General features: G+C 40.0%; 19 protein-coding genes and 1 rRNA gene. 8 read left to right on the top strand and 12 right to left on the bottom strand.

What is annotated here, in order from left to right; all coding sequences use genetic code 11:
• Window positions 1-37 precede the first annotated feature (37 nt).
• On the bottom strand, window positions 38-619 hold the full coding sequence (locus VB836_RS03150) for an FAD/NAD(P)-binding protein (protein WP_323217950.1): 582 nt from the start codon (window positions 617-619) through the stop codon (window positions 38-40).
• A gap of 69 nt (window positions 620-688) precedes the next feature.
• On the opposite strand from VB836_RS03150, the gene VB836_RS03145 reads away from it, so the two are divergent.
• The 4 genes from VB836_RS03145 to folE all read left to right on the top strand — a co-directional run bounded on the left by VB836_RS03145 (window position 689) and on the right by folE (window position 4,035).
• The gene (locus VB836_RS03145) at window positions 689-1,408 is read left to right on the top strand and encodes a GTP-binding protein (RefSeq protein ID WP_323217949.1); all 720 of its coding nucleotides are present in this window, start codon (window positions 689-691) and stop codon (window positions 1,406-1,408) included.
• Window positions 1,405-2,220 carry a metallophosphoesterase family protein gene (locus VB836_RS03140; RefSeq protein ID WP_323217948.1) on the top strand — a complete coding sequence of 272 codons (816 nt, stop codon included), beginning with the start codon at window positions 1,405-1,407 and terminating at the stop codon, window positions 2,218-2,220. Before VB836_RS03145 ends, VB836_RS03140 begins: the two co-directional genes overlap by 4 nt.
• Window positions 2,221-2,282: 62 nt before the next feature.
• The gene (locus tag VB836_RS03135; RefSeq protein WP_323217947.1) at window positions 2,283-3,317 is read left to right on the top strand and encodes a CobW family GTP-binding protein; all 1,035 of its coding nucleotides are present in this window, start codon (window positions 2,283-2,285) and stop codon (window positions 3,315-3,317) included.
• A gap of 67 nt (window positions 3,318-3,384) precedes the next feature.
• Window positions 3,385-4,035 carry a GTP cyclohydrolase I FolE gene (gene folE, locus VB836_RS03130; protein WP_323217946.1) on the top strand — a complete coding sequence of 217 codons (651 nt, stop codon included), beginning with the start codon at window positions 3,385-3,387 and terminating at the stop codon, window positions 4,033-4,035.
• 243 nt (window positions 4,036-4,278) lie between these two features.
• Here the strand turns inward: folE and urtE are convergent, their stop codons facing one another.
• The 6 genes from urtE to rrf all read right to left on the bottom strand — a co-directional run bounded on the left by urtE (window position 4,279) and on the right by rrf (window position 10,253).
• Entirely contained in the window at window positions 4,279-4,974 is a 696-nt protein-coding gene (gene urtE, locus VB836_RS03125) for an urea ABC transporter ATP-binding subunit UrtE (protein WP_323217964.1), read from the bottom strand.
• A 38-nt stretch (window positions 4,975-5,012) separates the two neighbouring features.
• On the bottom strand, window positions 5,013-5,768 hold the full coding sequence (gene urtD / locus VB836_RS03120; protein WP_323217945.1) for an urea ABC transporter ATP-binding protein UrtD: 756 nt from the start codon (window positions 5,766-5,768) through the stop codon (window positions 5,013-5,015).
• A gap of 53 nt (window positions 5,769-5,821) precedes the next feature.
• Window positions 5,822-6,994, bottom strand: a complete 1,173-nt coding sequence (gene urtC, locus VB836_RS03115; RefSeq protein ID WP_323217944.1) for an urea ABC transporter permease subunit UrtC — start codon at window positions 6,992-6,994, stop codon at window positions 5,822-5,824.
• Window positions 6,991-8,151: an ABC transporter permease subunit gene (locus VB836_RS03110; protein WP_323217943.1), complete on the bottom strand. Its 1,161-nt coding sequence runs from the start codon at window positions 8,149-8,151 to the stop codon at window positions 6,991-6,993. Before VB836_RS03110 ends, urtC begins: the two co-directional genes overlap by 4 nt.
• Window positions 8,152-8,197: 46 nt before the next feature.
• Window positions 8,198-9,499, bottom strand: coding sequence for an urea ABC transporter substrate-binding protein (gene urtA, locus VB836_RS03105; RefSeq protein WP_323217942.1), 1,302 nt, complete (start codon window positions 9,497-9,499; stop codon window positions 8,198-8,200).
• Window positions 9,500-10,136: 637 nt separating this feature from the next.
• Window positions 10,137-10,253, bottom strand: a 5S ribosomal RNA gene (gene rrf, locus VB836_RS03100).
• A 149-nt stretch (window positions 10,254-10,402) separates the two neighbouring features.
• On the opposite strand from rrf, the gene VB836_RS03095 reads away from it, so the two are divergent.
• Entirely contained in the window at window positions 10,403-11,167 is a 765-nt protein-coding gene (locus VB836_RS03095; protein ID WP_323217941.1) for a class II aldolase/adducin family protein, read from the top strand.
• Here the strand turns inward: VB836_RS03095 and VB836_RS03090 are convergent.
• From VB836_RS03090 to VB836_RS03070, 5 genes are all read right to left on the bottom strand, one after another.
• Window positions 11,109-12,440 (bottom strand): O-antigen ligase family protein, encoded by a 1,332-nt coding sequence (locus tag VB836_RS03090; protein WP_323217940.1) that lies wholly within the window; start codon window positions 12,438-12,440, stop codon window positions 11,109-11,111. The two genes, VB836_RS03095 and VB836_RS03090, sit on opposite strands and share 59 nt — an antisense overlap.
• 303 nt (window positions 12,441-12,743) lie before the next feature.
• Entirely contained in the window at window positions 12,744-13,592 is an 849-nt protein-coding gene (locus VB836_RS03085) for a YaaW family protein (RefSeq protein WP_323217939.1), read from the bottom strand.
• Between the two features lie 62 nt (window positions 13,593-13,654).
• Complete coding sequence (locus VB836_RS03080; RefSeq protein ID WP_046277851.1) at window positions 13,655-14,614, bottom strand: GDP-mannose 4,6-dehydratase; 960 nt, start codon at window positions 14,612-14,614, stop codon at window positions 13,655-13,657.
• 57 nt (window positions 14,615-14,671) lie between these two features.
• Window positions 14,672-15,418, bottom strand: a complete 747-nt coding sequence (locus VB836_RS03075) for a Uma2 family endonuclease (protein WP_323217938.1) — start codon at window positions 15,416-15,418, stop codon at window positions 14,672-14,674.
• A gap of 40 nt (window positions 15,419-15,458) precedes the next feature.
• A complete protein-coding gene (locus tag VB836_RS03070; RefSeq protein ID WP_323217937.1) occupies window positions 15,459-18,944 on the bottom strand; it encodes a glycosyltransferase in 3,486 nt (1,161 codons plus the stop codon).
• 121 nt (window positions 18,945-19,065) lie between these two features.
• On the opposite strand from VB836_RS03070, the gene VB836_RS03065 reads away from it, so the two are divergent.
• Genes VB836_RS03065 through VB836_RS03055 form a run of 3 tightly spaced genes read left to right on the top strand, consistent with a single transcriptional unit; the run spans window position 19,066 to window position 23,692 of the window.
• Window positions 19,066-19,308, top strand: coding sequence for a hypothetical protein (locus VB836_RS03065; RefSeq protein WP_323217935.1), 243 nt, complete (start codon window positions 19,066-19,068; stop codon window positions 19,306-19,308).
• A 6-nt stretch (window positions 19,309-19,314) separates the two neighbouring features.
• Window positions 19,315-21,123, top strand: a complete 1,809-nt coding sequence (locus VB836_RS03060) for a tetratricopeptide repeat protein (RefSeq protein ID WP_323217933.1) — start codon at window positions 19,315-19,317, stop codon at window positions 21,121-21,123.
• A gap of 31 nt (window positions 21,124-21,154) precedes the next feature.
• Window positions 21,155-23,692, top strand: a complete 2,538-nt coding sequence (locus VB836_RS03055) for a tetratricopeptide repeat protein (RefSeq protein ID WP_323217932.1) — start codon at window positions 21,155-21,157, stop codon at window positions 23,690-23,692.
• Window positions 23,693-23,775: the final 83 nt, after the last annotated feature.

Here is a 23,775-nt window from a genome sequence, read left to right as displayed (position 1 = left end):
TCACCGCAAGGTTCACCAGTTTTTAGAACTCTGTCTGTTAAAACTCCCTTAAAATAACGGGTTCAGTTGTTGTGAAGAGAAGGGGATGTTGACTGTGAGACAAGCGTTCAGGGGGAAAAGAGGAAATCTGGTGTACCCAGTCGGGAAAGTGAAGCTGACCGCCTCCTATTGCCAGAACCACCCGTCTCGCTTCTACAGTTTGTCCATCGCCTAAAGCCAACTGAAACTTTGATCGTCCCCGACTGTTTAAAGGCAAAATTCCCACAACTTCGGCTGGATCAACCCGATCTCCGAGTTTCCAACGTTGGATGACATCTGCACAAAAATCTTCAAACAGTTTAGTTCCCGGTAAGTCGTAGGGCGGAAACAACTCGTGAGAACGATTTTCAGAAAATTTCCGCAGAGCAAAGGGGTTCGGGTCGGGGTGATGAACCGCAGGCGATCGCAAATGAGGGATATTCTGGGCAGCAAACTGCTGACACCACTGACTCAACCAAACTCCACTCGGGTCAAAAGCCCTGATTTTATTGGGTTTAGGCTGTTTTTGCAGGAAGTGAGTCGCTAGGGTGAGGGCATGGGGGCCGGCACCGATAATCGCAATGGGACTGAAGTCGGGCATAATTTGATAATAGTTATCATTTTCTGCTATTTCTATAATAATGATTATTGTTTTTGAGGGGAAGAGCCGATGATTATTGCCGTTACTGGCCCGCCGGGTGCGGGTAAAACCCACTGGATAAGAGAACAAATCAGCCAAACGCAGCAGCAGGTCCGCTATTTCAACCCGGGCGAGGGTTCTGTTGTCATTGATGGGACTTGTATCGCCAGTGACTTTCCCGAGGTCGAAATTTTAACGGAGGGTCAGGAATTTGAATTATTTAATCCTGAACCTAAACTCACCACTTATATCGAACTTCCCTGGCATTTAGACCTGTCTTCGGTTCAACCTTTACTCGAACAATTAAACGCCAAGTCAGTGGTTCTCGGGAATGAAAACATTGTTGAAAGTCTAACTGTAATTCACACCTCTCAAGTCCAAATTCATCGCAGTTTATTAAGTGGAGAAATTCTCGACTGGTCGAGTTTAGCGGTGTTTTGGTTTGAACTGATTAAAGGTGCCTATGGGGAAGTGATTCGGGCGAAGGGAATTTTTGATATTGTCAGTGGAGAATCGATTTATGGGGATTTTGTAGCGGGAACAATGAATCAAGAATTTGTCGCTTTAGACGTTCCTCTGTGGTTAGCCGGAAGACCTCAACGGTTTAGCGGTTTAGAAATTGTGGGATTTGATTTAAACAAAGCAGAACTTTCACAAACCCTCAAAGATTGTTTTCTCCCAGAATCTCAAATTAGCTATTATCAACAACAAATTCAAACTTCATTAGAAACTGAGGAAATCAACTTATGAAAATAGCAGTTATGTCTTGTATTCATGGCAACTATGAAGCGTTAGATGCGGTTTTGTTAGATATCGACCAACAAAAAGCTGAAAAAATATATTGCTTAGGAGATTTAGTCGGTTATGGGCCGTTTCCTCATGCAGTGGTTGAACAAATTCGTTCACTGGATATTCCAACGGTTCAAGGGTGTTGGGATGAAGATATTGTGGAAGGGTTAAATTCTTGTGAATGTAGTTATCCTTCTCTTTTAGCGGAACGTCGAGGTCGTCTAGCCCATGAATGGACTCACGACAATATTTATCCGGAAACGCGGGAATTTTTAGCCCAACTTCCCCTGATGCTAAAAACAGAAAATCTCTGTTTTGTTCACGGTTCACCCCACAGTAACCATGAGTATTTAATGCCGAATATGGACGAATTTACGGTGTTAGAACGGGTATTATCGGCCGATGCAGATGTGCTATTTTGTGGTCATACTCATGTCCCTTATGTTCGCCAGTTAAATATGGGTCAACTTCAGGTTAAAATTAATCAACCCGATTTAAGTGATGAACAAAATCTCAGTTTTACCACTCCGTTAAAACAAGTGATTAATGTCGGTTCAGTGGGAGAACCCCGTCATGGTCGCCCCAATGCTACCTATGTCATATATGATACAGAGACTCAAGGAGTAACATTGCGTGAAATTGAGTATGATTATCACAAAACCTGTGCTGCTATCATCGAGAAGGGTTTACCGCCGATTTTTGCTTGGCGTTTAGCCCAGGGGTTAGAATACGCCGAAAAAGCAGATGACCCCACCCATGTCTGTCAACGCTAGAAACTTGCGTTTATTTTTGATAACTGTTATCATTATCATCACTGAGTCGCAGAACAAGTTTTATGGAAACTATCCCCTCCTCCACGACGCTGGATATTCCCAAGCGGGGAATGCCCGTTACAATTATCACAGGCTTTTTAGGAAGCGGAAAAACCACACTGCTGAATGAAATTTTGAGCAACAAACAGGACTTAAAAGTTGCTGTTTTGGTGAATGAATTTGGCGATATTAATATTGATGCTCAACTCCTCATTTCTACCGAAGAAGATATGGTAGAATTGAGTAATGGTTGTATTTGCTGCACGATTAATGATGGTTTAGTTGATGCGGTTTATCGCGTTTTAGAACGAGAAGAACGGGTAGACTATATGGTGATTGAAACCACAGGCGTTGCTGACCCGTTGCCGATTATTTTAACCTTTTTAGGGACGGAACTTCGGGAATTTACCCGCCTAGATTCAATTATTACCCTAGTCGATGCAGAAGCGTTTACTCCCGAACATTTTGACAGTGAAGCCGCCCTCAAACAAATTGTCTATGGGGATGTGGTTCTTTTAAATAAAACTGACCTAGCCGCCCCAGAACAAGTTGAAGAAGTAGAAGCTTATATTCAAACCGTTAAACCCGGTGCGAGAATTTTAAGAACCCAACAGGCAAAAGTTCCTTTACCGCTTGTTTTAGATGTTGGTTTAACCCCAGTTGAACTGTATCAAGCCGAAGAAGAACATCACGAACACGAACATCACCATCACCATTCCCCTCACTTAGATAATGATGGTTTTATCTCTGTTTCTTTCCAAAGTCATTCTCCCTTTGATATTGAAAAATTTGAGAAATTTTTAACGGAAGAAATGCCGATAGAAGTCTTTCGTGCAAAAGGAATTCTCTGGTTTGATAATAGCGAAATGCGCCACATTTTTCAACTCAGCGGCCCTCGATACGATATCCAAGTTGAGGAATGGATAAATTCACCGCAGAACCAGATTGTGTTTATTGGTCGTCACTTAGACTCCCATAAAATCCGTCAACAGTTGCAAAACTGTTTAATCTTACAACCCACTCAACTCGCACAAGCAATAGGTGTTAAATCGTTTTAACCTCTAGCTTTTTCGAGAGTAATTTGTAAAAAACTGCTGTTTATTTTAGGAACAAAACTCTAATTTTATGACCTTAGCAAATTCCACGCCGACCGACAATCAAAACGGTAAATTACCGAGCTTTACCACTCAATCTCAACCCCCTGTTTCCGAAGAAGAAATGCGTCAAGCGGTGCGGACTTTGCTACTCGGACTCGGAGAAAACCCAGATCGGGAAGGCTTAAAAGATACACCCAAACGGGTTGTTAAAGCCTTAAAATTTCTCACATCAGGTTATCATCAATCTCTCGATGAACTGTTGAACGGCGCTGTTTTTCACGAACAAACAGATGAAATGGTGTTAGTTCGAGATATTGATATTTTTAGTTCCTGTGAACATCATATTCTCCCAATTTTAGGTCGCGCTCATGTGGCTTACATTCCCGATGGAAAAGTGATAGGATTATCTAAAGTCGCTCGTATTTGTGAAATGTACGGTAGACGGTTACAAGTTCAAGAACGATTAACCGCTCAAATTGCTGATGCTTTACAAGGTTTATTGAAGCCTAAAGGTGTGGCTGTTGTTGTGGAAGCTAGCCATATGTGTATGGTCATGCGAGGGGTGCAGAAAGTGGGGTCTTGGACGTCTACCAGTGCGGTGCGGGGTGTCTTTGCTGAAGACGCGAAAACTCGCCAAGAATTTATGAGTTTGATCCGTCATACTCCAAGTTGGGGCTAGTTTCAATTCTCCAATATTTCGCGTGCTAACTTTAGAGGTGGGAATTCTCCCATCTCTATTTGATCAACAGGTTAAAAGAAGAATTCAGAAGTCAGAATTCAGGAGTCAGCAATCTTATCAATTGAAGGTCGATTTAAACTCCAATAGTTAATCTTTATCCCTCGGGGCTACCATTTTCACCCGTAATCAACGAGACTTTACTCAAGTTCCCTGACTCACATATCGAAGATTGGACGCTTTAATTTAAACGGCTAGAAATTGTTGAATCACCTCTTGAGAAAGATCTCGCGTTTCTCCAGACGCCACAATTCCCCCTTTTTGCATGGCATAATAACGATCCGCTTGACGAACAAAATGTAAATGCTGTTCAACCAATAATACCGAAATTCCGGTTTGTTCAATAATACGTCGCACTGCTGCTTCAATTTCTAAAATAATCGACGGTTGAATTCCCTCTGTGGGTTCATCTAATAACAATAACTTCGGCTTTCCCATCAACGCCCGGGCGATCGCTAATTGTTGTTGTTGTCCCCCGCTTAAATCCCCTCCCATGCGTCCTAACATGGTTTCTAAGACGGGAAATAACTCGAAAATCTCATTAGGAATGACTTTCTTAGATTTCCCTGGACGTGCTTCTAATCCTAACAGTAAATTCTCTTTAACGGTTAGCCGAGGAATAATTTCTCGCCCTTGAGGAACATAACCAATTCCCAATCTTGCACGACGATCAGGTGATAAAGTTGTAATTAAGCGATCGCCCAATATTACCGATCCAGATCGCGGCGATAACACCCCCATAATGGTTTTTAATAGCGTTGTTTTCCCGACCCCATTTCGCCCAATTAAACACACCATTTGTCCGACAGGTACACTGAGATCCACATCCCGCAGAATATGACTTTCTCCATAATAAACATTCAGCCCTGACGCTTTTAGCATCAACTCCGATGTAGTCATTGGGGGTTTAATTTCCACTGTCATGCTGCTTCCTCCTGTTGCTGTCCTAAATATACTTCAATCACACGCGGATCATTTTGAACCTCATCCATTGTTCCTTCACACAATAGCGAACCTTGATGCAAAACGCTAACTTTTTGGGCAATTTGACGCACAAATTCCATATCATGTTCAATCACAATAATCGAATGACTGTCCGCCAACGCTAACAACAAATTCCCGACATTTTCCGTTTCTTCATCGGTTAACCCCGCTACAGGTTCATCGACTAATAATAAATCTGGAGACTGCGCCACTAACATCCCAATTTCTAAACGTTGTTTCTCACCGTGAGACAATAAAGCCGCTTTTAAGTTAACTTTTGGTGTTAAACCAATGGTTTCTAACAGTCCCGCAACCGTTAAGCGATCGCCCTGTGTCGGTTTTTTAAATAGCGTTGAAAACACATCTTTTTGACGGTTACAAGCTAAATCCAAATTTTCCCCCACTGTTAGGTTTAAATAAACACTGGGCGTTTGAAACTTGCGCCCAATTCCTAAACGAGAGATTTTATCTTCTGTGAGATTTCGCAAATTTCGTCCTTTAAAGCGGACAATTCCTTCTGTGGGTTGAACTTTCCCCGTAATCGTATCTAAAAAGGTGGTTTTTCCCGCGCCATTCGGCCCTATTACCACCCGCAATTCCCCTGTTTCTAAGCTAAAATCGAGGTGATTCAGTGCTTTAAACCCATCAAAACTAACCGTCAGGTTTTCAATTTCTAAAATATTTTCATTCATCAGTAGTTAGGGCTAATTTCAGTAAAGATAAGCGAATATAAAACCGTTGATTTTCAATGCTTAACACCTTCAATTTCTTCTTGTTCTCGTTGCACATCCGGGTTAAGATCAATATCAGGATAAGTCATCAACTGTTCTTGTAATCCTAAACGCGATCGCAATTCAGGTAAAGCCCAATCTCTCGCCCAGCCATAAATTCCATTGGGGAGAATCGTCACTACAATTAAGAATAACGCCCCCTGAAAAAATAGCCAGACTTCCGGGAATTGTTCACTTAAAAACGTTTGGGCTAATCGGACTAATAGTGTACCAATAATCGCTCCGACCAAGGTTCCTCGGCCGCCTACAGCCACCCAAATCACCATTTCAATTGAAAAAGCAACTTCCATAAAACTCGGCGTAATAATGCCCGTTTGGACGGTGTAAAGCGCTCCGGCAATTCCCGTAATAGCCCCCGAAATTGCAAACACTAAGACTTTAAACCCTGTGGGGTTGTATCCTGAAAAACGCACCCGCATTTCCGAGTCTCGAATTGCAATGAGTAACCGCCCAAACCGCCCACGAGTTAGCCAACGACAGAGGAAATAAGTTAATAGTAGAAACAACACCGACAATTGAAAAAAGACGAGTTGTGCGCCTTGAGAACCTGCTAATACCCCGAAAATTGTGGAAGTATCTGTTTTCAGTCCGTTGGTGCCATTAATCAGTTTTTGTTGTCCGTTAAAGAAGTTAAAAAACACCAATAGCGCCGCTTGAGTTAAAATCGAGAAATAAACGCCTTTAATGCGGTTGCGGAAGACGAGATAACCTAATAGTCCCGCTACAATGGCTGGAATAACAAAAATGGCGATAATTGTAAACGGAAACGAGTAAAAGGGTTGCCAAAATCCCGGTAAATCACTCACACCATAAAGGCTAAAAAAGTCGGGGATTTGTTCGTCTGGAAGTTGCAGGTTGAGGTGCATTGCAAAAGCGTAACCTCCCAACGCAAAGAAAATCCCATGTCCGAGACTGAGTAAGCCTGTATAACCCCAGATTAAATCAATTCCCAAAGCTGCAATTGCTAACGCCACAAACCGCCCGATTAATTTTAGGCGAAAAACAGGTAAAATTGCAGGCATAATCAGCGCAAAGACTACAGCAATAGCAACAGCTATCGCAATTTCTCGCCTCTGTTTTAACAGACGAAAGAATTGTTTGGGTTGGTTTGCTTTTTCAGTTTTCATAGTTCTACAGTTCGTCCTTTCTGCGGAAAAATGCCGGATGGTTTCACCTGCAAGAAAGCAATAATTAGGGCAAATACCATCACTTTAGCCATACTGGTTGAAGCAAAAAAGGTGAAAAAGTCAGTGAGAAATTGCAGGCTATCCGTTTTGCTAAATAACAGCGCAAACGTTCCTGAACCGATTAAATAACTGACAACTCCAATCACTAATGCTGCTAATACTGTCCCGAATAAGTTGCCCACTCCCCCAACAACCACCACCATAAACGTATCAACAATATAGTTTTGTCCGATGTTCGGGCCAACCGATCCTAACAAAGTAATCGCACATCCCGCAATTCCTGCTAACCCCGATCCTAAAGCAAAAGTTAGGGCATCTACGGTATCGGTGGGAATGCCTAAACAAGCGCTCATTTGACGATTTTGAGTCACAGCCCGTATTCTTAAACCCCAGTCGGAACGGTTGAGAAATCCATAAATTCCAACTAAACAAAGAATCGTTAAAATAATAATAAAAATCCGAGAATAGGGCAGTTGATAAACCCCCAATTCTATCCCCCCTCGCAACCAAGCCGGAGCGGTAACATCCACATTTCTTGCGCTAAACCAGGGTTTACTTAAAGCACTAACGCCAGACATTAAATATCCTGCAATGCCAGAAATGGCGAAGGATAACGGGAGTAAAATTGCGATCGCTAAGTTTTTTATTTGTTCCCAGTCAGGGCGACGACGCACCACCCAGAGTCCGCCAAAAAATAGCGCACAAAAGAGTAAAATTGCGATCGCCAAAAGCCAGTTAGCACTGCGTACAAATTGACGCAAAATTAAACTAACGCCCCAAGTTGCGAGTAACGTTTCTAAAGGTCTTCCGTATAGAAAACGAATGACTCCCCGTTCTAAAATTAACCCGGTTAAAGCCGATACTATAAAAGCAACCGGAATTGCAAAAAAGATATAGAGTGCAAACAGTCCATCACCGAAGTTTTGAAAGATATTTTGGACGACAAAGGTACTGTATGCACCCAACATCATCAACTCACCATGAGCGAGATTAATCACCCCCATAAGTCCAAAAACAATCGCCAACCCCAAAGCAGCGATCAAGAGTACAGAACCGATGCTAATACCGTTAAAAATTCCAACAGCAAGTTCAGTCATAAATCATAGGTTACAGGGGACAGTTTTGTTGGGGCGGGTGACTGTTTTAAACTCCTTCTAATTTGAATTTCTCGCCTTTGTTGGGGTCTGTCCAGTCGCAAGAATAGCCTTTTGTTGTTGGAACATATTGGTTCCAGGCTTCCGGTTTTACGGGATCATTCGTAGACCAAACAATATCAAATAAACCATCTTGACGCACTTGACCGATGCGAACAATTTTGGAAAGATGGTGATTGGGGTTAACAGTTACTAACCCTTCTGGTGCTTGGAAGGTTTGACCAATAGCCGCTTGACGAACCTTTTCTAAATCGTCAGCAGTTCCGGCTTTTTCAACGGCTTGTTTCCACAAATATACCATAATATAAGCCGCTTCCATCGGATCATTTGTCACGCGATCTTCCCCATATTCTGCTTTAAAAGCATTCAACCATTTTTCATTTTCGGGGGTTTCAACAGTTTGAAAATAGTTCCAAGCGGCGTAATGTCCAACGAGGAATTCCGGCCCAATTTGTCGCACTTCTTCTTCAGCGACACTCACCGACATCACGGGGTATTTATCGGGGGTGAGTCCAGCGCCTTGCATTTGTTTAAAAAATGCGACGTTACTATCACCATTAAGAGTATTAAATATCACGCCACCATTGGGTAACGCTTGACGAATTTTGGTAATAATTGGAGTAACTTCGGTATTTCCCAACGGCAGATAATCTTCGCCGACGGTGTTTCCGCCTTCTGCTGCTAGTTGTTCTTTAATAACAGTATTGGCAGTGCGAGGAAATACATAGTCGGAACCCACCAAAAAGAAATCTTTTCCTTTATTTTCGAGTAGCCATTTAACCGCAGGTTCGATTTGTTGGTTGGGGGCAGCTCCGGTGTAGAATATATTTTTAGAGCATTCTTGTCCTTCATATTGAACGGGATACCAAAGCAGATGATTTTTGGACTCAAAAACGTCTTTAACCGCTTTACGACTGGCTGAAGTCCAACATCCAAATACAGCAACTACACCGTCTTGATCAATCAATTTTTCCGCTTTTTCTGCAAAAGTTGGCCAGTCAGAGGCGCCATCTTCCACAACTGCTTCTATTTGTTTACCGAGTACCCCACCTGCTGCGTTAATTTCTTTAATCGCAAGTTTTTCGGCTTCAACAACAGTGGTTTCACTAATTGCCATTGTCCCACTCAAGGAGTGAAGAATACCGACTTTAATGGTATCGCCACCACCGCTTCCACTTACGGGAGTTGTGTTATCACTTTGGGGACTGCTACACGCTTTCAGCATGAAGCTTGTTCCGAAAGCTGCTGATCCGTACAGCAGGAATTTCCGCCGTCTGATACCTTTGCTCATATTCTTCTCTCTAAGCTTACAATTTAAACCAACAATCAAGGTGAATGATTGGGGATTTTTTGCGATCGCAATTTCTGCAATTAATTCGGTGTTCTCAAATTTCTCAGGAGATGTTTCTCTAGGTTCTACGCGAATCGGAAATTTGAGGCGATTGAAAGACGTTCTATTGCTGCTATCGAAAACTGATATAACACGGTATAAACCGTATTAATGTTTCGTTCCTGCATCACTCCGGACTGTCGGCAGCACCCGGTCAGACAGGCTTAAACCGAATAGCCTCCGGCATCAATTCTAAATTCAGGCTCTCACAAGCTTGCCCATGTGCAGAAGTATCCTAGAGGATTTTCTATCAGCAAAATGTATATCTAGATACAGAAAAATAATTGTTAACCCTTGTTGTTGCAATGCACGCGCAGTCTGGGTGTCAGGTGTCGGCTGTCCGGTTTGTAGGGTGCATCAGATCAAGGATGTAGTGCTGAGATCATTAAAATCGAAACACCAAATTCAAAAGCCTCCTTCCGATTTATCACGGGAAGAAGGCTTAGTTTTTTCTATCTCTTTTCCGAGTTAGGGGCGGGTTTATCGAGCTTGCTTGTCAGAAACCTAAATTTCTGCATCACCCGCCCCTACATTATTATCCTGGCATCGAGCTATTTTCCCAGGCAGCTACCCACCAAGTATCTTCGCCGTGTCAACGTTTCACATCCGAGTTCGGGATGGATCGGTGTGGTTCCATTGAGCCATAGACACCAGGAAAGCTTTAAAATACTTTCTTAGGTCGTTTGCGCTTGGGTTGTGTTTGTTTCCCTCGCACAATTAACTAATATAGTGGCTTTTTCTAAACCTGTCAACCCCTTTTGTAAAATTTTTTTTGAGGGTGGCTGTCTATCCCGCAGGAGAGTTATGTTTGAAAAGTTCGATTTGCCCCAACCCCCGACGTTTGAGACGGTTGAAGCGGAACGTCAACACCGCAAACAACGGTTAGCCGCAGCTTTACGTTTATTTGCCCATTATGGCTTTGATGAAGGCGTCGCCGGACATATTACCGCCCGTGACCCCGAATGGCCGGATTTATTTTGGGTGAACCCCTTTGGGATGTATTTTGGCCAGATTCGGGTTTCTGATTTATTATTGGTGAATCAAAAAGGGGAAGTGGTTCACGGGAATAAACCCGTTAACGCGGCAGCCTTTGCCATACATTCCCAAGTTCATCAAGCTAGACCCGATGTTATAGCCGCAGCCCACGCTCATTCGGTGTACGGGAAGGCTTGGTCTTGTTTAGGGCGACTGCTTGACCCCTTAACTCAAGATGCCTGTTCTTTTTATCAAGATCATGCTTTGTTTGATGATTATACCGGAGTGGTGCTGGATTTGTCAGAAGGGAAACGCATTGCTGAAACGCTTGGTGAACGCAAAGCGATTATTCTGCGTAATCATGGTTTACTCACGGTGGGTCATTCTGTCGATGAAGCGGCGTGGTGGTTTATTACAATGGAACGGTCTTGCCAGGCGCAATTAATGGCAGAAGCCGCAGGAAAACCCATATTAATTAAACCGGATATTGCCAGTTTAACCTATAGTCAGATTGGCAGTCATTTTATGGGTTGGTTTAGTTTTCAGTCGTTGTATGACAAGATTGTTCATCAGCAACCGGATTTGTTAGATTAAACTGTTGAGTGTTGCCATAAATTGCCGCTAATAATATCCATCCCAAGGTATTCACTCGGAAATCATAGAGCGTTACATCTAACAGATTAAACAACACACAAGCCCCAAACGCCAGTCCGTAGCTGAAGAAAATTAATCGGTCTTCGCTAGGGATTTTTTGTTGAATTCCCAGTTGAACAGCTTCAGCTAAAATCCAACCCATAATGCTAAAAAATAGTAACGTTGTGGGAATTCCAACTTCTGCGGTCATCATTAAAAATAAGTTATGAGGATGACCCATCCAAACGTTCATTTGGCTTTCGTAAAGGGCGGTAAAATTTCGCAGTCCCCAACCGGTTAACGGTTTTTCTAGGGTGAGGTTCCAGGCGAATTTCCATTGAGTAATACGAAGGGTTTCTACAGGACGTTCAAAATTTTGGTCGGTCAAACGTTCCCAAAAATAAGCCGGAACAATCACTCTTAAACCCTTTTGTAACGGCTCAGGTGCAAACGCTGCCCCAAATATTGCTAGAACTGCGCTAATGACTAATCCTAACACAATCAGCCACCCCAAATAAACCCCATAAGCAACAGTCGAAAATACCATCAGTCCCCAAGCGTTGCGGGAGTTGGTGAAAATCAAGGCAACAGTTACGCCTAATAATGCGATAATCAGAACCGGAAGGGGAAGGGGTTTAGGATAGATTTTTTCGGGTTTAAACTTCCAAAACGGAAGCTGTTCAATTAAGAGTCCGACTCCTAAAATAAAGATAATTAGCAGATAAATGGCTAATATATTGGCATACATAAATATAGAAGACATTCGCTCAGGTGGGTTGCCATTGAGAACGATAAACCAACCGAAAAAGCCTTGCAGTTGTTCAATGCCTGACCATCCAAAAAATTGTTGACCTAGACCGAAAATAACAACGGGAATAGCAGGAATAATTAAAATTCTAGACAGTTGACGGAGTTGAGTAGGGGTTTGAATTAAGGTGTTGAAACCTGCAAACACAAAAAAATAAGGTAAAAAATTTGATAGTCCGATAAAGGCTTCGGAAGGATTTTCTGCAAAATTTGCGGTTAAAATCAGTAACAGACTTAAAACGATTAAAGCCTGATGAACGGGTTGACTAATAATATGTTTAAATTTTTTCGTCCAGGTGACAATTGCAGCCAAAACGATTATAATTCCGCCCCAGGTTGGCAGGAGTGGAAGCAGGAATAATCCAACTTGAAATAAATTCCAAAGCCCTTGCAGTTTGGGTTCAGGATGTCGTGTGAGTACAGACACAGCTTTTACAGTGAACAGTTATCAGTTATCAGTTTTGTAGGGGCGGGTTCCACTCAGATTTATGTTTTCCTACAAATAACTTACATAAACCCGCCCCACTTTTTCAGGGAACAGTTATCAGTTATCAGTGACCAGTTTTGTAGGGGCGGGTTCCACTCAGATTTATGTTTTCCTACAAATAGCTTACATAAACCCGCCCCACTTTTTCAGGGAACAGGAAAAAAAATAGTAAGAAGGGCGGGTTTATACAGGTTATCTGTGGAAAAACATAGATTAATTCGGAACCCGCCCCTACATCGCTGTTTATCCAACAGGTTCCCAAGCCCAATCTGAACGAGTCAGGCGAATTTGTGCCAAAGTAAAAATAGTGGGAATAATACGGGCGTAGTTTGTTGAGATGGTTTTCCAGCCAACATCAGCCACAAACCAAGTCCACAACACTGGGCCAAGAAGTGCAAACACACTGCGAGTAGCACCATAACGGGCTGCACTAACGGCCATTCCTCGTTTTGCCATCTGAACAGTAACATAACTTTGGAACTGGGTGGCGGCGGTTGCGCCTCCTTGGACAATAGTCTGTTTTGCCATTTGGTATTTGGCAAAATGCAGGGCAAATTGACGGGCGAGTTGTTGCAACACAATGGGCTGTACAATGGTACTGACTGCGATCGCACTTCCAGCTTTAAATAAGAACCCTAAAGGGTCTTTTTGAGCAGACAACGGCAAGGGTTGAGCGGAGTTCGACTCAGCCAGAGCGTGGCTAATGCGTAGAGTCAGGGCTTGTTGTTCGGAAGCGGGTAAACGTTTCCAAGCCCGTCCTAACAAAAATAAAAAGATTTCAGCTTCTAAATCAGTCGTTGAGAGATTTTTAGAATAGGATATTTTCAGATAACGACAAACTTGTATTAAAGCTTGACGATAGCTAACTTGGTGAGTGCGTCCTCTCAACACGGTGAGTCCATCTGCGGCTAAATAGCGAAATCGTTGTTCGAGTGCATCCAGCCAAGCTTCATGGTCACGACTTTGAACATCAATGGGTTGAGGGGTGTTGAAATAGTCTAAGGGATTAAACCGACGGCTAAACAGCAATTCGGTTAGTTGTTGCAACTCCTCTTCGGTTGCGAGTTCCAATGCTCCTCTGAGTTCATCCAAGATTCATACCCTCCTAACCCGCAGATTGCCTATCGTCTATTATTCTACTACTTCACTTTAGACTAAAATCCCTTTTGTCGAGCTTCAATCATCATGCGGACAACATCGGGGAGTTTGTACTGCGCTTGCCATCCTAATTTTTCTTTGGCTTTAGCTGGGTTCGCGCGACCTACCGCAATATCAGTCGGTCTATACAAACTTTGATCGGTTTCTACATAATCTTGCCAGTTCAGACCCAAACAAGTAAAGGCTTCGGCGACAAAATCTTGTAATGATGAAGTTTCTCCTGTGGCAATCACATAATCATCGGGTTCATCATGTTGTAACATTTTGTGCATGGCTTCCACGTATTCCGGCGCCCAACCCCAATCTCGTTGTACGGAAATATCCCCTAAATAAAGTTTTTCTGCACTTCCTTCAGCAATTTTACAGGCGGTTGTAATGATTTTTTGGGTGACAAATCGTTCGGGTCGTAGGGGGGATTCATGGTTAAATAAAATACCAGAGCAGGCGAATAAACCATAGGCTTCTCGATAGTTTGCGACTTCCCAAAAAGCGGCGGACTTGGCGACGGCGTAGGGACTGCGAGGACGAAAAGGCGTATTTTCATCGGCGGCAAGTTCCCCTGTATTTCCAAAACATTCACTTGAACCTGCGTTATAAAGTTTGGTTTTGGCGCCTGTAAACCGAATCGCTTCTAAGAGGTTTAGGGTTCCTGTTGCAATGCTTTCAAGGGTTTCTACTGGTTGGTTAAAGGATAAACCCACTGAACTTTGGGCGGCTAAATTATAGACTTCATCGGGTTTAATTTTGGTGAGAACTTGCAACACACTCCGAAAGTCTGTTAAGCTCATGGACTCTAGTTTAACTTGTTCTAAAATCCCCAAGCGAGACAAGTTTTGAAACGATGACATTTGAGCATCCCGTGAGGTGCCACAAACGGAATAGCCATTTTTTAATAATAAGTCAGCGAGATAGGCTCCATCTTGTCCTGATATTCCACAAATTAAAGCCGTTTTCATTATATTTCCTCAATGTCTACCTGTTGAGATGCACTCCTCTTAATTATCTCTTGATTCCTAGTCTAATTCTGGCATATCAATTCCCCTTTCTCTCAACTGTTGTTTCAATTGTTCGAGTTGTTGTTCGGCAAGTTCAGCCCGTTGGCGTTGTTGTTCAGCCCGTTGGCGTTGTTGTTCGGCAATTTCTTCTGTTGTTGGAAGTAGTTCTCCCTCTAAAGTTGCCCACCTTAACCAAACCGTATCAATCTCTCGATAACTGCCTGACCATTTAACTAAGGCTAACTCTAATTCTTGACTCATTAAACGTCCTTGTTCGTCAGGTTCTAGAGGTTGATAAACACTCCCTTGTAAGCGAAATCCTTGAAAATCTTCGGGGTTAAAAGGATCATACCAAAAATATTCCGGCACTCGCATTTGAGATTGATAAATCCGTTTTTTCTCGGTTTTATCACGAGAAAGGGTACTCTCAGACAATAATTCAATCACAATATCTGGCCCTTTTCCTTCTTCCCAAATCACCCAACTTTTGCGTTCTTGGCGCGGAACATCTAAAACTACAAATACATCTGGCCCGCGAAAGTCTTGGTTGCGAACTTGCTCCAGACTAAAATAAACAAACATATTGCCTCCCACATAGGCATTTTGCTGTTTTAATCGTTCCCACAGGGCATTTATTAATAAATCGGATTGATGTTTATGGCGTTCAGTTTCCATCGGAATTCCATCATCACAAGGGAGATCATCTTGAGTGGGAGGTAAAGCAATGACCGGAAGTTTTTCTTCAATAATTTGAGGTTCTGACATCAGAGCAAGTTCCGTTTTTATCTGTTTTTATTTTAACACTTTATCGGGGTATTCTCAAGTCATTTTCGACTATATTCTTCCAAGCGGAGCATTGACTTAAGTCTTCGATATCGAATTGTTCTCCTTTCTGTTGAAACAGCCGAGAAAAATCATCAATCCAATCTAAGAGTATTTCGGTTGAAAACGAAAAGGGCGAACATTTTAAGGCTTGTTGAAGATAGCGTTTCATTTGTTCTTCGTTTCCTTGACGGTAAGCATTCCAAGCATTCCAAACTTGACCCGCATACTCTAGGCGTTGGTTGAGGTTTTTAACTCCTTTTTTGACATGAGGTAAATCGGCAAAATTATTACTAGAATCATCAGATAATGCCTGTTCAATCACTTCTAGAGTTTCTTTGAGCATTCGTTCTTCTTTAAACAGTTGTTCGGCTCTTTGTTTAGCAGCAATTGCTTTTTTTTGTCTTATTTCAGGATTAATTGCCCATTCTTTTAGGGTTTCAACTAATACTTTTACAGTGTCTTCTGGATAAAAATTAGGATCAGGTAAAAGTTGACCAGTATCTCCTAAACCTTCAGGAATTCCCCCCGCAGCCGAGGCGATAATTGGTACACCTTTAGCCATTGCTTCCATAACCGCAAAAGACGGTGCAGCTTCGGCTAGAGAGGTTAAAATGAAAATATCACAAGCTTCTAACCAGTCGGGAATATCCCAACGTTGTCCTAATAATTTTACCTGATTACTAACACCAATTTTTTGAACTTTTTCTTGGAGTTCAGGTTCAAGATTATGATCACTTCCTTGACCTGTTCCTGCCCAAACAAAGTATAATTTATTCCAGATAGAAGTCTGTTTTAATTGGGCAATGGCTTCGAGTTGATAACGATGTCCTTTTATGGGAGCAAGTCTCGCAGAAGTAAAACACATTATTCCATCATCAGGAATGCCAATTTCTTGACGTAAACGTTGACGAGTTGAGGGATTAGGCGGCGAAAAATATTTCTCAGAACGTCCATAATAAATGACGTTTCCTTTGTTTTTAGGGAGTTTAAACTGTTCGTGGAGAATGTTTAAATGTTCTTTGGCGGCGACATTAACTGCTTGAGCTAAACCATATTGATATAAGACGCCTTCAACGTAGGGAATATTATCACCCATTGTAAAATCTTTGTGTTCGGGAGTCGCTAAACCTAATGCAATCATATAGGGAATATTTTGTTGAATGGCGACTTGTTTAGCTGCAAAATGGGAAAACGGCCAACCATCGCTAAAAATGATAAAATCGGGTTGGAATTTAGCATAAATTTCTTCCGCATCTTTTGTGTTTCTTAAAATTCTCGATAAATCTTGACTGGTACTATATTCTAGCCAGTATTGTTGAATGCCTAATTGTTGTTCTTGTTCAACTAAGGGACTAGAATGTTGGGGACGAATAGCTGTTACTTTATACCCCATTTTAGCCAACTGACACATAATTAAATGATCGTATTGAGCTAAACCCCCAATTCCGGGATCATCTGTATTCATTAAAAGAATATGTTGTTTACGAGATAAATTCTGACTGTTCTCAAAAGAAGTTTTACTCATTAAGTAAGTAACAGCTTGTTGCCATTCTGGAGATTGCATTAATTTTTGAGCATCAAAAGGTTCACCATATTCTGCCGAAATATTGCTAAAAGCTTTTATCCAGTGTGTAAGAATATTAGCTTTAAAATCCGAGGTGTAGTTCAAAGATTTTTTGAAGCAATCAGTCATTAATGTAGAATAACCATCTCGATACATTCGCCATGCTAACCATACCCAACGTTGATAATGTTCTTTCTGTTTTAACTGTTGAATATTTTCGGGAATGTCTCGCCTATTAAAAAACTGATTCATCAAAAGTTCGGTATTTTTAATTACTCGTTCTCCCCCTGACATTAAATTACTGTCATGCTGACGATAACCTGCATGAATTGCTTTCAACCAAACGGCTTTACATCCCATTAAAGCCAAACGGAGAACAAAATCTAAGTCTTCTGTGGGGGGATAACGATGATCAAATCCTCCGACTTTTTCCCACCAAATTTTTCTAATTATCAAAGCACTTGGACGGACACATTTATGCAAAAGCCAAGTTTCTAAATTGAGTTCCGGTGCATCTTTCCAAGGTGTAATATCAGCTAGATTTTCACCTGTTTTATTAACCATCATCCAACCACTTTGAACTAAATCAATTGTCGAATCTTGTTCAAAAAAATTAACCTGTTCCGCTAATTTATTGGGAGTAAAAAAATCATCTCCATCGAGAAAGGCTAAGAATTGACCTTTAGCGAGTTTACAGCCATGATTTCTCGCTTTTGCAGCACCCTGATTCGGTTGATAAATATATCGAATTACATCTAAATAAGCACTTAAAATCTGTTTTGTATTATCCGTCGAACCGTCATTAATCACAATCAATTCATAATCAGTATAAGTTTGTTCTAATACACTTTTAACCGCTTGTTCAATATATTGTTCACAGTTGTAAGCGGGAATAATTACACTCACTTTTGGGGGTGGAGAAGGAAGAAGACTAGAAATCAGTTGTTGCCATTGAGGTAATTTTCTAAAAGATTCTAGATTAAATTGTTCACCGTAGGCGTTACAATGTCCGGTAAACCGTTTAATCCAATCAGAAATTGTAATTGGGATGTTGTCAGGAGTATAGGCTAAAGATTTATGGAGATATTCAGCCATATTTTGATAATTTTTTGTATAATAAAGATGCCAAGCTAACCAAGTTAATTCTTGATAACGAGCCGGCTTTTCAAGTTGACGAACGGCATCAGATAGATGACTTTGACTAAAAAAGTAATTTTGAGCAGCTATCAAAGTTTCTGCACGTTCAACGGCTTTTTGATTAGAAACAGTTTGCTCATGTTGGCGATATTCAACGGTTATTTTTTGCAACCAAATCGCCTGACATCCGGCTACTGCTAACCGCCAAACAAATTCAGCATCATCTACTCCGTTAAACCGAGAATCAAACCCGCCAACTTTCTCCCACCAAGTTCGCCGAAACATCATGGAACTGGGTAAAATTGGAGAGTGTATAATCAGTGTTTTTAAGTCTAAATTAGGTAAATCATGCCAAGGTTCAATATCAGAAATGGGGTTTCCTTCTCGATCAATTAAACGCCAACCACTGTTAACAAATCCAACTTCTGAAAATGTTTCAAAACAAGCGATTTGTTCTGCGAGTTTATCAGGAAGAAAAAGATCATCTTGATCGAGTAAGGCAATGAACTCCGCTTTTGCTTCCTGAATTCCCCGATTTCTCGCCGCCGCCACCCCTTGATTTTTTTGAAAAAAATAACGGATGCGATCGCTATAATGTTGTAAAATCTCAGAAGTATTATCTGTGGAACCATCATCAACAACAATGACTTCAAAATGACAATCCGTTTGACTCAAAACACTCTCGACGGCTTGGCTAAGGTAGCGGCTACCGTTATATACTGGAATGATTACGCTAACTAGACGAGTTTCCATCACCGTTGACATCTATTCGCTTTTGCTCAACTTTTTGCTATCCTATATATCATGTACCACAAAGAGTTAGAAGTGTAAAACTTCTGATATGTTGTTGTAATTTTCTGATATTTTTCTTCTCAAGGAGTGGGCAATGTCTGGAAAACCTCCGACTCTCCGTAACCTAGAAGGTCAATCTTTTCAACACTTAAAACGGGAGATTAAGTGGACTCCCTTGAAAATTGTGATGGCGACTCTTATTCTTGGAGTTCCCTACATTGCACTTTTGATGATTGCTAGTTCAATTTCAAAGGTTTTATTAGGATTTTTAATTGGTATCCCACTTGTGGCATTTTCGATTTCATACTTAATGCACATTCTCACGAAAGATTTGTAAAACTGAATGTCTGAATTTATCCCCCCGGAAGCATTTCAATTTTACCAACAAGCTGAACTGCTTTTTTCTCAAGGAAACATTGAGGCTGCAATTTCTCTTTATCAACGTTCAATCGAACTGAACTCTAAGTTTTCTTGGTCTTATCATCAGTTAGGCGAAGCTTTCTTTCAGTTAGAAAAATGGGAAGAAGCGATTTCGGCTTATCATCATGCAATTCAACTGAATCCTAAGTTTTCTTGGTCTTACTATAATTTGGGAAATGCGCTTTCAGAAATGAATCAATTTCAAGAGGCGATTTCTGCTTATTCACAGGCTATTGTTCTAGATTCCGACTTTGCTTGGTCTTACTATAAATTAGGAGTAGCTCTCAGTCAAGAAAGTCGCTGGGGGGAAGCGATTTATGCTTATTTTCAAGCGATTCATAGACAACTTAGTTTGTCAGAAGTCTATGTAAAATTAGAAGAAGCGATTCAGCATTACTCTGGAGAAAAACAAAATTATTGTCGGCTTCTTGAGTTAACCCAAAATGAGGTTGAAACTTGTCTGAAGCTGGCTGATATTTTTCATCAAAGCAAAAACCTTAAATTAGCAGCATTATTCTATGAAATAGTCTTAGAAATTCAGCCCGAAGACTTAACAGCCACAATCGAGTTAGAAAAGATTCAAAAAACACAAATAAAGCTTAAAGAACGGCTAAAATCTTATCATTATGCAATCAAAACTAACCCTGCAACCTATCAAGGTTACTATAATTTAGGAGTTGCTTTATCTCAACAGCAAGAGTGGGATGAGGCTATTTTAGCCTATCTAAAAGCGATTGAATTGAAGCCGGAAATGCCAACTTGGGTCTATCAAGGATTGTGGGAAATATTGGCTCAACAAGGAAAATTAGAAACGGCTGAACATTTATACCGACAAGCTATTGAACAAAATCCTTGCTCAATTTGGTCTTATGTGAATTTAGGAGAAATTTTAGCTCTAAAAGGAGAATTAGATGAAGCGTTATTGTGTTATCAAGCCGCTTGTTATCAAAAAATTCAACAATTTCATCCCGACTGGATGCAAAATTTTGAAAAATTAGAGCCAGTTAACCAGCCCAATTTTATCATTATTGGAACCCAGAAAGGCGGAACCACGTCTTTATACTATTATTTGGCTAAACATCCTCAGATTATGCCGTCTTTAATTAAAGAAATCGATTTTTGGTCAACCAAATATCATCGGGGAATTGACTGGTACTTAGCACATTTTCCTCCAGTTATGGCGAATCAAAATATATTAACAGGAGAAGCAACACCCAGTTATCTTGATCACTCAGAAACTCCAGAACGTCTTTTTAAGACTTTTCCAAAAACAAAACTAATTGTTGTCTTGAGAAATCCAATTTATCGAGCGGTTTCTCACTATTATCAGTGGGTCAGCATGAATTGGGAATTTCGTTCCTTAGAAGAGGCGATGATCTCTGAAATTGAACGATTAAATACTCCCAATATGAGTCACTGGAATCAACCCAATAGTTATATTGCTAGAGGCGTTTATGTAGAATTTTTTAAAAAATGGTTAGAGATTTTCCCTCGAAAGCAAATGTTTATTATTTCGAGTGAGAGATTTTATTCTAATCCGAGTTGTATTTTACAGCAAATGTTTGACTTTTTGGGCTTGTCTAATTATCCTTTAACTGAGTATAAAAAATATAATGCTCGTTCTTATCCTGACTTGGATGAATCTATGAGAAATCTATTAAGCAGTTACTTCCAGACTTACAATCAAGAGTTAGAAGATTTATTAGAGATGAAATTTAACTGGAATAATTGATTGATAATTTAGATAAAACTTAAAGCGAATTATGGAACCTATCGTGAGTTTAGAATCTTCTGTTCAACAACTTGATAAACAAGCAGAAGATTACTTAAGCCAGAAAAAATACTCGGAAGCGATCGCTGTTTGTCAACAAGCCTTAAAAATTCAGCCAAATCTTAAGAGTTATAAAACTTTAGGATTGGCTTTTCAGAGTCAAGGTCAACTAGAAACTAGCTTACAGTGTTATGTAAAAGCGTTAGAAATTCAGCCAGATGATACAGAAGTTTATCACAACATTGCTAGCATATACGCTCAAAAAAAACAGTGGCAAGATGCAATTATTATCTATCAAGTTGCATTGCGTTTAGAACCCTCATTTTGTAAAGATAATCCTAGCTTGTTTCAATTTTTGCTAAATTTTGATCAACTAGAAAAAGTAATTGATGCAATTTTAAATTCAAAAGAAATAGATGTTCAAACTATTTCCTCTCAAGACTATATTACTTTTGGAGAAGAATTAGAAAAACAACAAAAAACTCAACTAGCAATTGTATGCTACCGTCAAGCTTTAAAGCGAGAACCAAAGCTTTTAAAAGCTTATCAAAAATTAGGAAATTTATTGAGAAAAAAAAAACAATGGTTAGCTGCGGTAAAAGTTTATCAAAAAGGTCTAGAATTTTTTCCGAATTATTGCTGGTTTTACAATCATTTAGGCAAAATTTTTGTTGAGCTTAAACAATGGAAAAGATCCGTTAAAAGTTACAAAAAGTCTATTGAAATTAATCCTGATTTTTGTTGGTCTTATTATCAGCTAGGTCAAGCATTAATACAGCTAAATCAATGGAAAAAAGCAAAAAAAATATATATCTACTTGGTTGATAATCAACCAGATTTTCAACCTGCATATTTTAAGCTTATAGAAATTTTAATGCACTTAGAAAAACCTGAAGAAGCTATCAGGATATACAACAAAATAAATCAGCAAAATAATAACATTGAATTTTACTTTAATCTGGGAAAATTTTTGATAAAGTATCAAAAATGCCAAGAAGCAATTAAAGTTTATCGTCATATGATAGGACTTTATTCAACTTGCTGGTGGTACTTTCATACGCTTGGAGATTTATTCAGACAACTAAATTGTTGGAATGAAGCAATTCTTGCTTATACCAAAGCGATCAAACTTAACCCAAATTCCGATTATTCGTATAAAAATTTAGGAGATTCTCTAGAAAAACAAAGTCGGTTTTCAGAAGCAATCGCTGCCTATCAAAAAGCCGCCGAAATTAATTCTTGTAGTTATTATTTTATCGTTATTGGTAAAATTTTAATTCAACAGCATCAATATCAAGCTGCAATTCCATATTTTATTGAGGCTCTACGTGAACAACCCGATAATCTTGAAATTTATGCAGAGCTTAGTAAAATCCTTGAAAAACAAGGGATGTTTCAAGAGTATTTGGATTGTAAAGGATTAGCAATAGTTCCAAAAGTATGGCTAAGTTTATACTTAAAATTACCAGATAATCTGTGGGTTAATACTGAAACTCACAATACTAGAATACAATATTCTTCTATTTACTCGGCTACTGAAGTTCAGCTCAAGCCACCTAAAACGATTGACTCTAATATTCACGTTAATTTTAGTAGAGTTAAAGTTAAATCAACAGAAGCTTTTGTTGCTTCTATTCTTGATGGGAGAGCATGGTATAGTTCGGTAAGTAGCGCGGTGATAACCTCAGAGAATCAATTGGTTTCCAATTTATCAACAGGTTGTGGAGAATTATTTTGGGGTTTAAAAAATATTCCTAATCTTCTAAAAATTGAAGGAAATGTCCTGTTCTTATCTGTTAAATTTGGTTTGGTTTATTACCATTGGTTTTTTGACATACTGGCTCGAATCGATTTAATTCTAAGAAGTTCTATTGATTTTAATAATATCGATAAAATTATTGTCAATAGATATCAAACATCCTATGAAAAGGAAACGATAAAAATACTCGGGATTCCCGAAGATAAGATCATTGAAAGTTGTAAATTTCCTTACATTAAAGCTTCCAACTTGATTGTTCCTTCTCCTCTACCTGGCCCTCTAGAATTAAAAACTCCTAAATGGAGTATTAACTTTCTTAGAAATAGCTTCTTACCTCACAATAATTTCAGGCACTCGAATCAAAAACGGATTTATATTAGTCGAAAAAAATCAAACTCGAGAAAAGTTATTAATGAAGAAGAAGTGATTAAGTTTCTTAACAAATTTGACGTTGAATCGGTTAGATTAGAGTCTATGACTATAAAAGAACAAGTCAGTTGTATGAGAAATGCTGAAGTTGTTATTGCTCCTCATGGTTCCGGACTCACAAATCTCATCTTTTGTTCTCCAGCAACTAAGGTGATTGAGTTTGTTGTTCCGAGTTATCCAGTCATTTGCTATTGGGAACTAAGTAGTATGTGTAATTTAGAGTATTACTACTTGATTGGAGAACCTTTAAATAAGGCATCTTCAACTATTGATTTTGGAGAAGACATCTGTGTTAACTTACAATCTCTTGCTACAATAATTCAGTTGGCGGGCATTGCTTAGTCTCAGATCAGAGTGCTTATGTTAAAATCGAAAACACTGGAACAACAGTGATAAAATTTTATTCTTAAATTCATCCATTAGAC

Origin of the sequence: Limnoraphis robusta BA-68 BA1 (genome assembly GCF_034932365.1) — a bacterium.
GTDB lineage: Bacteria > Cyanobacteriota > Cyanobacteriia > Cyanobacteriales > Microcoleaceae > Capilliphycus > Capilliphycus robustus.
This window is presented reverse-complemented; position numbering and strand designations above follow the sequence as displayed.

Bases quoted from the DNA above. Each gene is read 5' to 3' on its own strand.
- urtC (WP_323217944.1), bottom strand. From the start codon at position 6,994: ATGAAAACTGAAAAAGCAAACCAACCCAAACAATTCTTTCGTCTGTTA.
- VB836_RS03145 (WP_323217949.1), top strand. From the start codon at position 689: ATGATTATTGCCGTTACTGGCCCGCCGGGTGCGGGTAAAACCCACTGG.
- VB836_RS03150 (WP_323217950.1), bottom strand. From the start codon at position 619: ATGCCCGACTTCAGTCCCATTGCGATTATCGGTGCCGGCCCCCATGCC.
- VB836_RS03140 (WP_323217948.1), top strand. From the start codon at position 1,405: ATGAAAATAGCAGTTATGTCTTGTATTCATGGCAACTATGAAGCGTTA.
- VB836_RS03095 (WP_323217941.1), top strand. From the start codon at position 10,403: ATGTTTGAAAAGTTCGATTTGCCCCAACCCCCGACGTTTGAGACGGTT.
- urtE (WP_323217964.1), bottom strand. From the start codon at position 4,974: ATGCTAAAAGCGTCAGGGCTGAATGTTTATTATGGAGAAAGTCATATT.
- VB836_RS03110 (WP_323217943.1), bottom strand. From the start codon at position 8,151: ATGACTGAACTTGCTGTTGGAATTTTTAACGGTATTAGCATCGGTTCT.
- VB836_RS03070 (WP_323217937.1), bottom strand. From the start codon at position 18,944: ATGTCAACGGTGATGGAAACTCGTCTAGTTAGCGTAATCATTCCAGTA.
- VB836_RS03060 (WP_323217933.1), top strand. From the start codon at position 19,315: ATGTCTGAATTTATCCCCCCGGAAGCATTTCAATTTTACCAACAAGCT.
- VB836_RS03080 (WP_046277851.1), bottom strand. From the start codon at position 14,614: ATGAAAACGGCTTTAATTTGTGGAATATCAGGACAAGATGGAGCCTAT.
- VB836_RS03075 (WP_323217938.1), bottom strand. From the start codon at position 15,418: ATGTCAGAACCTCAAATTATTGAAGAAAAACTTCCGGTCATTGCTTTA.
- VB836_RS03135 (WP_323217947.1), top strand. From the start codon at position 2,283: ATGGAAACTATCCCCTCCTCCACGACGCTGGATATTCCCAAGCGGGGA.
- urtD (WP_323217945.1), bottom strand. From the start codon at position 5,768: ATGAATGAAAATATTTTAGAAATTGAAAACCTGACGGTTAGTTTTGAT.
- urtA (WP_323217942.1), bottom strand. From the start codon at position 9,499: ATGAGCAAAGGTATCAGACGGCGGAAATTCCTGCTGTACGGATCAGCA.
- VB836_RS03065 (WP_323217935.1), top strand. From the start codon at position 19,066: ATGTCTGGAAAACCTCCGACTCTCCGTAACCTAGAAGGTCAATCTTTT.
- VB836_RS03055 (WP_323217932.1), top strand. From the start codon at position 21,155: ATGGAACCTATCGTGAGTTTAGAATCTTCTGTTCAACAACTTGATAAA.
- folE (WP_323217946.1), top strand. From the start codon at position 3,385: ATGACCTTAGCAAATTCCACGCCGACCGACAATCAAAACGGTAAATTA.